16 protein-coding genes and 1 riboswitch are annotated in these 14,087 nt (G+C 66.6%); of the genes, 2 read left to right on the forward strand and 14 right to left on the reverse strand.

Going from position 1 to position 14,087, the window contains the following annotated elements:
• Positions 1–2: 2 nt before the first annotated feature.
• Together trpA and Q8S30_RS12960 are read right to left on the reverse strand one after the other, a co-directional pair.
• On the reverse strand, positions 3–794 hold the full coding sequence (trpA, locus tag Q8S30_RS12955) for a tryptophan synthase subunit alpha (protein WP_305666425.1): 792 nt from the start codon (positions 792–794) through the stop codon (positions 3–5).
• A 76-nt stretch (positions 795–870) separates the two neighbouring features.
• The gene (locus Q8S30_RS12960) at positions 871–1,299 is read right to left on the reverse strand and encodes a VOC family protein (RefSeq protein WP_305666426.1); all 429 of its coding nucleotides are present in this window, start codon (positions 1,297–1,299) and stop codon (positions 871–873) included.
• 131 nt (positions 1,300–1,430) lie between these two features.
• Here Q8S30_RS12960 and ychF point away from each other — a divergent pair, with 131 nt between their 5' ends.
• Positions 1,431–2,528 (forward strand): redox-regulated ATPase YchF, encoded by a 1,098-nt coding sequence (ychF, locus tag Q8S30_RS12965; RefSeq protein WP_305666427.1) that lies wholly within the window; start codon positions 1,431–1,433, stop codon positions 2,526–2,528.
• A gap of 94 nt (positions 2,529–2,622) precedes the next feature.
• Here the strand turns inward: ychF and Q8S30_RS12970 are convergent, their stop codons facing one another.
• The 11 genes from Q8S30_RS12970 to miaB all read right to left on the reverse strand — a co-directional run bounded on the left by Q8S30_RS12970 (position 2,623) and on the right by miaB (position 12,476).
• The gene (locus Q8S30_RS12970; RefSeq protein WP_305666428.1) at positions 2,623–3,336 is read right to left on the reverse strand and encodes a tRNA (guanosine(46)-N(7))-methyltransferase TrmB; all 714 of its coding nucleotides are present in this window, start codon (positions 3,334–3,336) and stop codon (positions 2,623–2,625) included.
• 41 nt (positions 3,337–3,377) lie between these two features.
• Complete coding sequence (locus tag Q8S30_RS12975; RefSeq protein ID WP_305666429.1) at positions 3,378–3,824, reverse strand: DMT family transporter; 447 nt, start codon at positions 3,822–3,824, stop codon at positions 3,378–3,380.
• 98 nt (positions 3,825–3,922) lie between these two features.
• Positions 3,923–4,441 (reverse strand): DUF2867 domain-containing protein, encoded by a 519-nt coding sequence (locus Q8S30_RS12980; protein WP_305666430.1) that lies wholly within the window; start codon positions 4,439–4,441, stop codon positions 3,923–3,925.
• Between the two features lie 176 nt (positions 4,442–4,617).
• Positions 4,618–5,784, reverse strand: coding sequence for a methionine adenosyltransferase (metK, locus tag Q8S30_RS12985; protein WP_305666431.1), 1,167 nt, complete (start codon positions 5,782–5,784; stop codon positions 4,618–4,620).
• 6 nt (positions 5,785–5,790) lie between these two features.
• Positions 5,791–5,839, reverse strand: a riboswitch (SAM-SAH riboswitch).
• Positions 5,840–5,880: 41 nt separating this feature from the next.
• On the reverse strand, positions 5,881–7,338 hold the full coding sequence (gene lnt / locus Q8S30_RS12990; protein ID WP_305666629.1) for an apolipoprotein N-acyltransferase: 1,458 nt from the start codon (positions 7,336–7,338) through the stop codon (positions 5,881–5,883).
• Between the two features lie 92 nt (positions 7,339–7,430).
• Positions 7,431–8,315, reverse strand: a complete 885-nt coding sequence (locus tag Q8S30_RS12995) for a hemolysin family protein (RefSeq protein ID WP_305666432.1) — start codon at positions 8,313–8,315, stop codon at positions 7,431–7,433.
• Between the two features lie 61 nt (positions 8,316–8,376).
• Positions 8,377–8,880 (reverse strand): rRNA maturation RNase YbeY, encoded by a 504-nt coding sequence (ybeY, locus tag Q8S30_RS13000; protein WP_305666433.1) that lies wholly within the window; start codon positions 8,878–8,880, stop codon positions 8,377–8,379.
• Positions 8,864–9,880, reverse strand: coding sequence for a PhoH family protein (locus Q8S30_RS13005; protein ID WP_305666434.1), 1,017 nt, complete (start codon positions 9,878–9,880; stop codon positions 8,864–8,866). Before Q8S30_RS13005 ends, ybeY begins: the two co-directional genes overlap by 17 nt.
• 177 nt (positions 9,881–10,057) lie before the next feature.
• A complete protein-coding gene (locus Q8S30_RS13010; protein WP_305666435.1) occupies positions 10,058–10,351 on the reverse strand; it encodes a hypothetical protein in 294 nt (97 codons plus the stop codon).
• A 10-nt stretch (positions 10,352–10,361) separates the two neighbouring features.
• The gene (locus Q8S30_RS13015) at positions 10,362–10,910 is read right to left on the reverse strand and encodes an OmpA family protein (protein ID WP_305666436.1); all 549 of its coding nucleotides are present in this window, start codon (positions 10,908–10,910) and stop codon (positions 10,362–10,364) included.
• 192 nt (positions 10,911–11,102) lie between these two features.
• Entirely contained in the window at positions 11,103–12,476 is a 1,374-nt protein-coding gene (miaB, locus tag Q8S30_RS13020; protein ID WP_305666437.1) for a tRNA (N6-isopentenyl adenosine(37)-C2)-methylthiotransferase MiaB, read from the reverse strand.
• 166 nt (positions 12,477–12,642) lie between these two features.
• On the opposite strand from miaB, the gene Q8S30_RS13025 reads away from it, so the two are divergent.
• A complete protein-coding gene (locus Q8S30_RS13025) occupies positions 12,643–13,509 on the forward strand; it encodes a hypothetical protein (RefSeq protein ID WP_305666438.1) in 867 nt (288 codons plus the stop codon).
• 3 nt (positions 13,510–13,512) lie between these two features.
• On the opposite strand, the gene irrA is transcribed toward Q8S30_RS13025, so the two are convergent.
• Positions 13,513–13,929 (reverse strand): iron response transcriptional regulator IrrA, encoded by a 417-nt coding sequence (irrA, locus tag Q8S30_RS13030; RefSeq protein ID WP_305666439.1) that lies wholly within the window; start codon positions 13,927–13,929, stop codon positions 13,513–13,515.
• Positions 13,930–14,087 lie beyond the last annotated feature (158 nt).

Raw genomic sequence — 14,087 nt, forward strand, 5'->3', positions numbered from 1 at the left:
CCTCAGGCCCGGTGCGCGCCCGCAGCCAGCCCTGCGACAACCGCCAGCACCTCGGCGGGCGATTTACCCTCACCGATCAGCTTGACGATGGCGGATCCGACGATGCAACCATCGGCAATGGAGCAGATCGCCTCTGCCGCCTCGGGGGTGGAGATGCCGAAGCCCACCATCACCGGCAGGTCGGTCGCGGCCTTGATCCGTGCCACATCGGGGGCCACGTCCACGGCCTGCGGGGCCGCCGCGCCGGTGATGCCGGTGATCGAGACATAATAGACAAAGCCCGAGGTGTTCTGCAGCACCACTGGCAGGCGCGCATCGTCGGTGGTCGGCGTCGCCAGCCGGATGAAGTTCAGCCCCGCTGCCTGCGCGGGGATGCACAGCTCAGAGTCTTCCTCGGGCGGCAGGTCCACCACGATCAGCCCGTCGATGCCGGCCGCCACGGCATCGGCCAGGAAGCGGTCCACCCCGCGGCTGTAGATCGGGTTGTAATATCCCATCATCACGATGGGGGTGGTGTCGTCGCCCTTGCGGAACTCCGTCACCATATCCAGCGTCTTTTGCAGGGTCTGCCCGCCTTCCAGCGCGCGCTGGCCAGCCAGCTGGATCGTCGGGCCATCCGCCATCGGGTCGGTGAAGGGCATCCCCAGCTCGATGAAATCCACGCCCGCGCCCGGAAGGCCCTTCACGATCTCCAGCGAGGTCGCATAGTCGGGATCGCCCGCCATGACATAGGCGACAAAGCCCTTGCGCCCCTCGGCGAGCAGTTGGGCGAACTTCTGGTCGATCCGGGTCATCGGGCGTCCTTCTTTGCAGGTCGCGCCCGGTGTGCAGAAATCCGCGGTGGAAATCAATGCCTCAAGGGGCGCTCGGCTACAGCCGCGGCCCTTCCACCTCGACCGCGGGGCCCGAGAGCATCCAATGGGTGCCGAACCGGTCGCGCACCATGCCATAACCGGTGGACCAGAAGGTCGGCTGGATCGGCATGATCACCGCCCCGCCTGTCGCCAGCGCGTCGAACAGCCGATGCGCGGTGGCGAGGTCGGGGACAGAGCGGCTGATCGACACCGCCTTTTGCGCCTCGCCCTCCACCCCCGGCGGAAAGTCGGAACCCATCAGCACCATGCCGCCCGCGACCAGCGCCGAATGCATAACCAGATCGGAAGCGGCAAACTCGGGCGGCACCCCGGGCATTTCACAGTAGCGCTGGATGAAGAGGTCACTCGCGCCAAACAGCTTGGCATAGAAGGCCATCGCCTCGGCGCAGGTCCCCTGAAAGTGAAGGTAGGGCTCGAATCCCATCGGACAGTCTCTCTTCAGGCCCCCGCCACGTCCCAATGTGCCATGCCACAGCCTGCGGACAAAGGCCAAGCTTGCGTCTGCGCGGCGCTCTGCCTAGAAGCGGCGCGAAACCGCTGGGACAGGGGATTGGCATGGGCTTCAAGATGGGTATCGTCGGAATGCCGAATGTCGGCAAGTCGACGCTCTTCAACGCGCTGACGCGGACCGCCGCCGCGCAGGCCGCCAACTTCCCGTTCTGCACGATCGAGCCCAATGTGGGGGAAGTCGCGGTGCCCGACAAGCGGCTGGAAAAGCTCGCCGCCATCGCCGGGTCCAAGCAGATCATCCCAACGCGGATGACCTTCGTGGACATCGCCGGCCTCGTGAAGGGCGCCAGCAAGGGCGAGGGTCTGGGCAACCAGTTCCTGGCCAATATCCGCGAGACCGATGCCATCGCCCATGTGCTGCGTTGCTTTGAAGATGGCGACGTGACCCATGTCGAGGGCCGCGTCGATCCCGTCGCCGATGCCGAGACCATCGAGACCGAGCTGATGATCGCCGATATCGAAAGTGTCGAGCGGCGGCTCGCCAACCTCGCCCGCAAGATCAAGGGCGGCGACAAGGAAGCCGTCGATCAGGACCGCCTGCTGCGCGCCGCGATGGTGGCGCTGGAGGCCGGCCGCCCCGCCCGGACCGTCAAGGTCGCGCCCGAGGATCTGCGCGCCTGGGAGATGCTGCAGCTGCTGACCTCCAAGCCCGTGCTCTACGTGTGCAACGTCGAGGAATCCTCGGCCGCGAGTGGCAACAGCCAGTCGGAACGCGTGGCGAAGATGGCGGCGGAACAGGGCGCGGGTTCGGTGGTGATTTCTGCCAAGATCGAGGAAGAGATCAGCCAGCTCGACGCCGAGGAAGCGCAGATGTTCCTCGATGAGATGGGGCTGGAAGAGGCCGGGCTCGACCGGCTGATCCGCGCCGGGTATGAGCTTCTGGACCTGCAGACCTATTTCACCGTCGGCCCGAAAGAGGCCCGTGCCTGGACGATCCCGAAGGGCACCCTAGCCCCGCAGGCGGCCGGCGTGATCCACGGCGATTTCGAGCGCGGCTTCATCCGGTCGGAAACCATCGCCTATGACGATTACGTCGCCGCCAATGGCGAGGCCGGCGCGCGCGAGGCCGGCAAGTTCCGGGTGGAAGGCAAGACCTATGAGGTGAAGGACGGCGACGTCCTGCACTTCCTGTTCAACGCCTGAGGACGGGGCGGGCCTGAAGAAGGGGGCGCTGCCCCCGTCGCGGCGGGGCCGCGACTCCCCCGGGATATTTCTGCCACCAAGAAGCCGCGGGGAGTCAGACTCGCCGGAAGGTGGCGTAGTCGGGGAGGCGTCCTTCGCGCAGCGCCTTCTTCTCGTAGCGCGTGGAAATCCAGTCTTTCCAAGCGGTTCCGGAGTGTTCTTCAAGTACGAACCCGGCCTTCGGCACCTCGTCCAGGGCCTGGCGCATATAGTCGGGAATGTCGGTCGCCACGCGAAACTCTGCCCCCGGTGCCAGCGCGCGGTGCAGCGGCAGCAGGTGGTCTTGCGTCACGAAGCGGCGGCGGTGGTGGCGGCGCTTGGGCCAGGGGTCGGGGTAGTTGAGGAAGGCCCTGGCGATGGAGCCTTCGGGCAGCACGTCGAACAGCTCACGCACATCACCGGGATGCACGGCGAGGTTGCTGACCCCGGCGGCGCGGATCTTGCCCAGAAGCATCGCCACGCCATTGATGAAGGGCTCGCAGCCGATGATCCCCACCTCCGGGTAGGTCGCGGCCATGTGCACCATATGCTCGCCACCTCCAAAGCCGATTTCCAACCAGACCGGGCGGGCGTCGCCGAAAACGGCGCTCAGGTCCAGAGGCGCGCGGTCCGGGTTCTCCTCCACCGTCACACCGAAGGGGCGCAGGGTTTCCAGATCCTCCGACAGGTAGGACTTCTGCGACGGGCGCATGGTCTTGCCAGCCCGGCGGCCATAGAAGTTGCGCCATTCGGGCGCGTCGGGATCGGGCTGGGGGATCTGGTCGGTCATGGGCCGGGGTCATGCCGCCCGAAGGCGGCCGGGTCAAGCCCTCAGCCGCGCTGGATCAGGAACAGACCGATCCCCATGAAGCCTATGCCCGCGCCGCGCATCAGGGTGACGGGGCGCAGGGCAGCGCCGAAAAGACCGAACTGGTCGATCAGCGCGGCCGAGATCATCTGGCCGAGCAGTACGAAGAACACCGCATTGCCCACCCCGAAATGCGGGGCGACGAAGGTGATGGAGAGGACGTAGAAGGCGACGAAGAGCCCGGCGAGGAAGAGATGCTTGGGCTGTTCCGGGAGCCTCGCAATGGCCGAGGGGCCCTGGGTCAGCAGCATGACCAGCACCGCGCCCGACAGCGCCACGCAGAACAGGACCACGGCGGCAACGGGGGGCGAGCCGATCCGCGCGCCAAGCTGCGCGTTCAGCGCCGCGAGGATCGGGATGCCGATGCCGGCGGCAAGCATGATCGTCGCGTAGCGCAGGGTGTCGGGCATCGGGGGGCTCTCCTTTGGGTGCGCGCCCAGCATGGCAAGCGCAGCGGGCGGGGGCAATCGCCGAACTGCCCGCGCGGCGGGGGACGAGGCGCCGCCTTTCAGGCGCCGGTTCCCGGCGCGGGCAAGGAGGCCTGCCCGGTCCGCGCCAACCTTCGCTGTAGGCGTCGGAGGTCGCCGCGCAAGATCAGCTTGTGGACCAGCCCGACCGGCAGCATGTAGAGGCGACCGAAGGCGTTATGCGTGACGACCGAGGCGGTGACCGTCAGCAGGCGATCCATGATCGACAGGCAGATCATGACATCAAGGTGCCGGTCCCTGTTGGTCAGGATCAGCCTGTCCGGAGCGCTCGACTCAACCACGAAGAAATCCAGCCGATCACCCGCCTGCACACTCTCCAAGCGCTTGCCCGAGAACCCGCCGATCCGCTTTACACCGAACAGCGCAGAGACGGCATCCCTCGTCTTAAAGGCCAGACGCATGAGCGGTCCCGTCTCTTGCGTGATGAAGTTCCATGCGTCGAGCGCCGTGATCGGGCCGGGCAGCAGGATCGACCTGCTGTCATGGTAGTCGAGTTCGGACAGCGGGCGCAGCGTGCGGATATGATCTGTGACAGCCAAGGGCTCTCTCCCGGAAGATGCGCCAGAACCCGTAGCCTAGACCGCGCGGGTCATTGCCGCAATGGAGCTGCGCGCCGCCGGCCCCCTTGCTGGCGCCCCGCACAGGGCACGAAGGCACCAGCAAAAAGGGCGGCCCTCGCGGACCGCCCCGTTGTTTCCGGCACCCGAAGCCACGCTTAAACCGCCTTCTTCAGCGCCTCGACCAGATCCAGCTTTTCCCAGCTGAAGCCGCCATCGGCATCGGGCTCGCGGCCGAAATGGCCATAGGCGGCGGTGCGCTGGTAGATCGGGCGGTTCAGTTGCAGATGCTCGCGGATGCCGCGGGGCGTCAGGTCCATGACCTCGGCCACGGCGCGCTCGATCTCGGCCTCGGGCACCTTGCCGGTGCCATAGGTGTCGGCATAGATCGCCAGCGGGCGCGCGACCCCGATGGCATAGGCGACCTGGATCACGCAGCGGGTGGCAAGGCCCGCCGCCACCACGTTCTTGGCGAGGTAGCGCGCGGCATAGGCCGCCGAGCGGTCGACCTTGGTCGGATCCTTGCCCGAGAAGGCGCCGCCGCCATGCGGGGCCGCCCCGCCATAGGTGTCGACGATGATCTTGCGCCCGGTCAGGCCAGCATCGCCATCGGGGCCCCCGATCACGAAGGTGCCAGTCGGGTTGACGTGCCACTCGGTGGCCTCGGTCAGCCAGCCAGCCGGGATCACTTCGCGGATATAGGGCTCCACCAGCGCGCGGATATCGTCCGAGGTCTGGCTTTCCAGCGCGTGCTGGGTGGACAGCACCAGCTGCGTCACCTCCACCGGCTTGCCGTTTTCGTAACGCAGCGACAGCTGCGACTTGGCATCGGGGCGCAAGGTGGGCTCGGCGCCCGATTTGCGCGCCTCGGCCAGCCGGCGCAGGATCGCGTGGGAATACTGGATCGGGGCCGGCATCAGCTCGGGCGTCTCATCCGTCGCATAGCCGAACATGATGCCCTGATCGCCAGCGCCATCCCGGTCCACGCCCTGGCTGATATGCGCCGATTGCGCGTGCAGGAGGTTCGAGACCTTGAGCGTGTTCCAGTGGAACTCATCCTGCTCATAGCCGATGTCGCGCACGCAGCCGCGCACGATGGAATCGACGCGCTCCATATACTCGGCAAGCTTGGTCTTGTCGGAAAGCCCGACCTCACCGCCAACCACGACCTGATTGGTGGTGGCAAAGGTTTCGCAGGCAACGCGGGCGTTGGGCTCCTCGGCGAGGAAGGCGTCGAGCACCGCATCAGAGATACGGTCGCACACCTTGTCGGGGTGCCCCTCCGAGACGCTCTCGGAGGTGAAGATATAGTTCTGCCGGGACATGGGAAGCGCTCCATTGGTTAATTCCCGTCACGCCAGGAAGCCGTTGTGACGGTTGAATGGACGTGCGTAACCCCCTGCCCCGTTTGCGTCAATCGCCTATCTGCGGCGAATTGTAACCAGCCCGAGCAACAAAAGCGACAAAAGCACCAGCATTGGCCAATCGCCGCTGCGGGCATAGGGCGTGGGCGGATATGCCGCGGGCAGGGGGGCATCGAGAAAGCCATCGGTGTTCAGCGGCAGCGAGGCGAGCACCCTCCCCTTCGCGTCGACCACCGCCGAGACGCCGGTATTGGCAACACGCACCAAGGGCAGGCCCTGCTCGATGGCGCGCAGCCGGGCCTGCGCGAGATGCTGGTAGGGGCCCGAAAGCGCGCCGAACCAGGCATCGTTGGTGGCCTGCAAGATCCAGTCGGCGCGGCCGGGGGCGGCGTTCAGGCCTTGCGGGAACACCGCCTCGTAGCAGATCAGCGGCAGCACGCGGCCAAGTGGGCCAATGTCCAGCAGCGCGGGGCCGGGCCCGGCGGAATAGCCATTGCCCTGCCGCGCGGCGAAGGCGGTGATGCCGAGGCTGCCCAGCAGATCGCCCGCGGGCATGTATTCGCCAAAGGGCACGAGGTGGTGCTTGTCATAGACCCCGCCCACGGTGCCGCCGGGGCCGATCACTGCGAGGCTGTTGTAGAAGCGCAGCCCCTCGCTCCGCTGGATGCCAAGCACGACGGGGGTGCCGCCTGCCGCCTGCGAGATCAGTTCCAGCACCACGCCGGGGTCGTTCAGGAGCCAGGGCACCGCGGTTTCGGGCCAGAGGATCAGGTCGGGGGATGGGGTGCCGGGCGCCGGGGCGGCGGCGGTCTGGGCGAGCATGCGTTCGAAGAACATCTCCTGCATCCCGGGCTGCCATTTCAGGTCCTGCGCGGCATTGGGCTGCGCCAGGCGGATCTGGAACGGGCGGTTCCCCGTCATGGCTGGCGCGGGGTCCGGCTGCGCGAGCCGCCAGTTGCCGCCGGCCCAGACCGCCGCCAGAAGGGCAATGGCGGCGGGGGTGCCGCGGCGGGGGACCATCGCTGCCAGAGCCGCAGCAAGCGTGGTCAGCAGGCCAAGGCCGAGCGGGCCGATCAGCGCCGCCGCCTGCGCGACTGGCGTACCGATCCAGACATGACCAAGCAGCGCCCAAGGGAAGCCGGTGAGGACGTAGCTGCGCAGCGCGTCCGCGCCCGCCAGCGCGACGGCCAGCGCCAGCGCGCGCCGGGTGGGGGTCTGCCCCAGCCATGCGGCCAGCGCGGCAGCCCCCGCCCAGAACAGGGCCATGCCGAAGGAGATGAGGATCAGCGCGAAGGGGGCCATCCAACCGTGGCGGGCGACGTCCACCAGGAACGGCTCCACGATCCAGAACAGTGCCGCGGCAAAATAGCCGGCGCCTGCAAAGAGGGCCATCATAGCGGCGCGGCCGGGATGCGGCTGGCGCGCCAGCCAGCGGATCAGCAGCGCCAGCGCCGGCAGGGCGAGCCACCAAGCCCCTAGCGGCGCCTGCCCCGCGGCGATCAGCGCGCCAAGCAGGGCAAGCGCGCCGCGGTCGCGCCAAGAAGGGCGAAGCCGCGACCAGAGGCCGGGCGCGCCGCCCCCTGCCCGCAGATCCGCCCATTCCAAGATCAGATCCCGGAGCCCGGCAGGCGCACCCGCAACCGCTTGATCCGGCGCGGGTCAGCATCGACGACCTCGAACTCGACCCCGCTATCGGCCTTCACCACCTCGCCGCGCGCCGGCACCCGGCCAAGCAGCATGAAGACGAGGCCGCCCATCGTGTCGACCTCCTCGCCCTCTTCCTCATCGGCAAGGCGGCGGCCGACGGCCAGTTCGAACTCTTCCAGCGGGGCACGGGCCTGCACCAGCCATTGGCCGGGCTTCTCTTGAGTCCAGAAACCGCCTTCCTGTTCGTCATGCTCGTCGTCGATGTCGCCAATGACCTGCTCGATCAGGTCCTCGATCGTCACCAGCCCGTCCACGCCGCCATATTCGTCGATGACGAGGGCCATGTGGATGCGTTCCGTCTGCATCTTCTGCAGCAGAACGCCGATGGGCATGGAGGGCGGGGCAAACAGCAGCGGGCGCAGCATCTTGCGCAGGCCAAAGCGGGGGGCCTGAGCATCGAAGCCATATTGCAGCGCAAGGTCCTTGAGATGGACAAGCCCCAGCGGCGAATCGAGGGTGCCCTTGAACACCGGCATCCGCGAGAAGCCATGTTCGCGGAACACCTCGACCAGATCCTCTTTGGAAATGGTCACCGGCACTGCCACGATTTCGGGCTTGGGTATGGCGATGTCACCGACCCGCAGCCGCCGCAAGGCACCAAGGCCCGCGTGATGCGTGGTCTGTCCCTCGCCGGGGGCGCCGTCTTCGCCCTCATTCTCCTGATCCGCGCCGTTGAAGGCGTTCAGGATTCGTCCGAAAAAGCCGCGAGAACCATTGCTCTCGGGACTGTCCCCCTGGTCCGGCGCGTCCTGCGCTACCGTAGACCCGTCTGAACTTTCGCCCATCGTTCCTTTCCATCTTGCCGGGCTCTGTCACGCCGCGGCGCTGCCCAAGCGTCACTTGCTGTCAGTCGTAGGGATTTGCAAGTCCAAGCTCTGCCAGGATCGCAATTTCGGTGCCTTCCATGAGCGATGCGTCGGCGTCACGCTCATGATCGTAGCCCAGAAGATGCAGTACTGCGTGAACCACGAGGTGCGTCACATGTTCCGCCATCGGCTTGCCGGCCTCGGCGGCCTCGCGCTCGCAGGTCTCCCAAGCGATAGCGATGTCGCCCAGTTCCTCGGGCATGTCGGCATCGCCCTCAGGCAGCTCCGGTGCCGCACCCTCCGGCTCGGCTCCGCGCTCTTCCGAGGGCCAGGACAGCACGTTGGTTGCCGCGGGCTTGCCGCGGAAATCAGCGTTCAGTACGGCAATGCGGGCATCGTCGCAGCCCATCAGGCTGATCTCGAATTCCGAGGGCTCCAGCCCCAGATGCGCCAGCGTCGCGGCGGCGGCCCGTTCGGCGAGCGGTGCGAGCCCGAAGGACTGCCACCGCTCGTCTTCGGCTATCGTGTCAACCAGAGATTCCATCGTCGCGGTCATAGGCCTCGATGATGCGTGCGACAAGGGGATGGCGCACCACGTCCTTGGCGGTGAAGTAGTTGAAGCTGACGCCCTTCACCCCTGCGATGATCCGCTCGGCATCCTTCAGGCCCGAGGGCACGCCGCGCGGAAGGTCGATCTGGCTGCGGTCGCCCGTCACCACCATGCGGCTGCCCTCGCCCAGACGGGTCAGGAACATCTTCATCTGCATGGAGGTGGCGTTCTGCGCCTCGTCCAGCACCACGAAGGCGTTGGACAGGGTGCGCCCGCGCATGAAGGCCAGCGGAGCGATCTCGATCCGCTTCTCCAGCATCAGCTTTTCCATCTGCTTGGGCGGCAGGAAGTCGTTCAGCGCGTCATAGAGCGGCTGCATGTAGGGATCGACCTTCTCCTTCATGTCGCCGGGCAGGAAGCCGAGCCGCTCGCCCGCCTCCACCGCCGGACGGGAGAGGATGATCTTGTCGACATGGCCCCCGATCAGCATCGTCACGCCGACCGCCACCGCAAGATAGGTCTTGCCGGTGCCGGCGGGGCCGATCCCGAAGGCCAGTTCATGCTGGAAGAGGTTGCGCACATAGGCCTTCTGCGCCTCGGTGCGCGGCTCGACAGACTTCTTGCGGGTGCGGATTTCCATGCGGCCGCTGAACATCTCCAGCTGATCCTCGGGGTCGGCCTGCGGTGCGCCGCCGAAATCGCCCATGCGGATCATGGCGTCGATATCGCCAGCTTCGACCGGGCGGCCGGTTTCCAGCCGCGCATACAGGTGATGCAGCAGTGAGGCCGCCTGATCGCGGAGCGCTGGTGTGCCCACCACTGCGAGCTGATTGCCGCGCCGGAGGATGTGGACCCCCACCTTGTGTTCGATCTGGGCGAGGTTCCGGTCGAACTGCCCGCACAGATCGCGCAGGAGGCGGTTGTCGGGGAATTCCAGAAGCGTCTCGTGAACGTCTTCAGGACGGGGCGGGGGGGTCAGCGCGCTGATGCCCAATAACGTCTCCCTTCGGCAGAGGGTTGGCTTTGGCAGGGGGTCGGCTTCGGTAGCCCAATGGTGCCAAGCGCGGGGCCCCGTGGCAAGCGCCCAGATGAAGATTCACGCTGGGGAAACAAAATAGGCCGCAGGACTGTTCCTGCGGCCACCATATCGTGATCGGTTGGGCGCTAAGGCTCAGATCGGATCTACGCGCGATTGGTAGGGGCCGGTCGCATAGCCCGAGGTGCCGGGCTTGCCGGTGCAGACCGGGCGGCCATCGGGATAGCGCCGCGCGCTCATGTAGCCTTCGGCGCCATCGTCGATCATCCAGTGATCGCAGCCCTCGGGATCGACCCAGATCCCGGCCTTCAGCTGGCTCAGGTGCTTGGCGTCGACGGCGCGGTCCACCGTCTTGTTCTGCTTGGGGGCATCGCAGGCGGCAAGGGTGCCGGCGGCCGCGAGGATGGCGATATATTTCAGCACGGTCATGTCACGCTCCTCAGCGGATGCAGAAGATTTCGACGCGGCGGTTCTGCTGCATCCCGGCCGCGGTGGCGTTGGACGCCTTGGGCTGGCGCTCGCCGAACCAGGTGATGTCCACGACCCGCGCCCCGACACTGCCGGCGACGGCGGCGACAGACTGGGCCCGGCGCTGCGACAGGTTCATGTTGTAGCCGTCACTGGCGCGGCTGTCGGTGTGGCCGGCGATCACGTAGCCAGCCGCCTTGTTCGAAGCGAAGAACGATTCGAGCTGCTGGCGGCCGCCGGGAGAGATCGTGGCGCTGTCGGTGGCAAAGAGCTGGTCCGAGGCCATCACGCCGCAAGCCTCGCCGCGGTTGCAGACCGGCAGGCCGCGGCGGTCGATGCGCGCGTCCATATAGCCTTCCCAGCCGTCATCCATCACCCAGTGCTCGCAGCCATCCGGGTCAACCCAGATCGTCGGCGCATAGCGCTCGCCCTGCACGACCTGTTGCGCCAGCAATGGCCCCGTCGCCAGTGCAAGACCGGTCACCGCGACCGCCACCGCCCTCAGGATCCCTTTTACCACTGTTTCGCCTCCGTCTTGTTCACCCACTGCGGCGCAGCACGCACGCCCCGAGGAGACTGTTCAAATCCCCGCGAGCGTAGCATGTCCTTAACTCTTGTGAAGGTGCTTTCCCCACAGATTGTGCGCGAACCGGAAACATTGCCCCAGCAGAGGTGAAACTAGACCATAGATCGCTGCGAAAATGCCCGGCGCCTACCACATTGCGCTGGTGACGACGCCGCCAAGCGAGTTCGGGCCGCTGTCGGTGATTCTCACCTTGGCGATGGCCCCGCGCTTCGCCTCGCCGCCAGTGACATGCACCGCGTGCAGATAGTCGGACTTGCCGACCATCTGCCCCGGCTCGCGCCCGGTTTTTTCGAACAGCACCTGCACCTCGCGCCCGACCATTCCCTGCTGCGCGGCGCGCTGTTGCTGCGTCAGCAAAGCCTGCAGCCGTTGGAGGCGCTCGTCGGCTTCCCCCGTTGGAACGGGCGGCTTTTCAGCGGCGGGGGTGCCGGGGCGGGCGGAGTAGCGGAAGGAATAGGCCATGCCGTAATCCACCGCCGCCACCAGATCCATCGTCGCCTGAAAATCCGCCTCGGTCTCACCGGGGAAGCCCACGATGAAATCGCCCGACAGCAGCATGTCGGGCCGGGCGGCGCGGATGCGCTCCACCAGCCGCAGATAGTGCTCGGCGGTGTGCTTGCGGGCCATCGCCTTCAGGATGCGGTCGCTGCCCGACTGCACGGGAAGGTGCAGATAGGGCATCAGCTTGGCCTCTTCGCCATGCGCGGCGATCAGGTCATCGCCCATGTCATTGGGGTGCGAGGTGGTGTAGCGGATCCGCTCCAACCCGTCGATCCGCGCCAGCGCCCGCACCAGTTGAGCAAGGCCCCAGGTGCCGCCGCCAAGGTCGGCCGGGCCGTCGCCGTGATAGGCGTTGACGTTCTGGCCCAGAAGCGTGATCTCGCGCACGCCCTTCTCCACCAGCCCCCGCGCCTCGGTCAGGATACGCGCCACCGGGCGGCTGACCTCGGAGCCGCGGGTATAGGGCACCACGCAGAAGGCGCAGAACTTGTCGCAGCCCTCCTGCACCGTCAGGAAGGCGGTCGGGCCGCGGGTCGCGCCCTGCATCCGAGCGGGCAAATGGTCGAACTTGTCCTCGGCCGGAAACTCGGTATCGACCGACTTGCCGCCCGCCTCGGCGGCGCGGGCCATTGCCGGCAGCCGGTGATAGCTTTGCGGGCCGACGACCAGATCGACCAGCGGCATCCGCCGCAGGATCTCGGCGCCCTCGGCCTGCGCGACACAGCCGGCGACGCCGATCTTCAGGGCCGGGTTCGCGGCCTTCAGCGGCCGCAGGCGGCCAAGGTCGGAATAGAGCTTCTCGGAGGCCTTCTCGCGAATGTGGCAGGTGTTCAGCAGCACCATGTCGGCATCGTCGGCCGTTTCAGTCAGCACATAGCCATCGGCGCCCATCGCCTCGGCCATGCGCTCGCTGTCATAGACGTTCATCTGGCAGCCATAGGTCTTGATGAAGAGCTTCTTCACCCCAGCTTTTGCATCGACTTTCGCATCGCCATCCATGCCGTGCCCTTTCCCGCGCCCGGGCGCGCGCAGATGCGCGCCGGACCGGCGTTGTCTACCGAAATGCCGCCCTTGCCGCAATGCCCGCCCCGACGCGGTGCAGCAGGGCTTGCATTGCGCCCCGCCCTGCCCGAGTTTGCAGCTGCGGCAGCGAACGGACCTCCCCATGGATTACACCTCTCTCGACGACTTCCTTGTGCGGGGCCGCGCGGCGCTGGCCAAGGGGCCAGTGGCGCTGATCCTTGCCGAGGATCTGGTCGAGGTGGACGGCACCCTGCGCCACCACCTCAAGGCCGGGTTTCGCGCAGTTCTGCTGTTCGCGCCGCCTGAACTGGTGCTTCCGGCGGATCTCGCGGCGCAGGTGCATCGGATCGCGTTCCAGGTGAAGTCCGAAGGCGCGCTGATGCGGGCGGTGAACCCGATCGTCGAAGCCGCGCCGCCGACCACCTGGCTCTATTACTGCTACAACGCCGAATACCTGTTCCACCCATTCTGCGAGACCCGCAGCGTGCGCGAGTTGATCGCCTTCCATGCCGAGGAACGGCGCGATGCGATGCTGTGCTATGTCGTCGATCTTTATGCGGGCGACCTCTGGGCGAATCCCGACGCGGTGGACCTTGAGAATGCGCAGATGGACCGCACCGGCTATTACGCCCTCGCCCGCAAGGACGAGGCGGGCCATGTGCGCGAACGGCAGCTGGACTTCTACGGCGGCATCCGCTGGCGGTTCGAGGAGCATATTCCGAAAGACCGCCGCCGCATCGACCGCATCGCACTGTTCCGCGCGCAGCCGGGACTGCGCCTGCGCGCCGATCACACCTTCAGCATTCAGGAATACAACACCTATGCCTGCCCCTGGCACCACAACATGACCGCCTCGGTAATGTCCTTCCGCACCGCCAAGGCGCTGAAGACCAACCCCGGGTCAACCTATGACATCAACAGCTTCAAGTGGCACAACTCGGTGCGCTTCGACTGGCATTCGCAGCAGTTGATGGAGCTGGGTTTGATGGAACCGGGGCAGTGGTTCTGAATCTTACGTCCGGCGCAGGCGGATCACCACATCGACGCGGGCAATCTCGGCGCCCGCAGGCGCGGTCGGCAGGCGCGTGATCTGAAGCTCTTCCGCGGGCGCATCGGTCAGCTCCGAATTGTCTTCCCAGAAGAAATGCGGGTGGTCGTCCATCCGCGTGTCGAAATACGACCGCGCCCCATCGACCGTGATCTCTTGCATCAGGCCCGCCTGACAAAAAGCGCGCAGAGTGTTGTAGACCGTCGCCAGCGACACGCCCTCACCTGCGGCGCGGGCCGCAGCATAAAGGCTCTCGGCCGTGACATGCCGGTCCTCACCATCGCCCACCAGCAAGGATGCCAGCGCCACGCGTTGCCGCGTCGGGCGTAGACCTGCCCGTGCGAGCCATGTGGTTCCGGTTGCGTCGGCTTTGGCCTTCATGGGATTGCGCTCTTTCCTACACTAGCCATTCATATAAGGGTGGAGTGCCCCAGATTTCAAATCCTTTCGCAAAACGGCCCTGACGAGGCCGCTTGTCCCGCCCCGCGGGGCTATTGCGCCCGCTCCGATGCGGATGGTAGAGGAAAGCCGGTATCAAA

It is taken from the genome of Frigidibacter sp. (assembly GCF_030695035.1).
Classification (GTDB): domain Bacteria; phylum Pseudomonadota; class Alphaproteobacteria; order Rhodobacterales; family Rhodobacteraceae; genus Frigidibacter.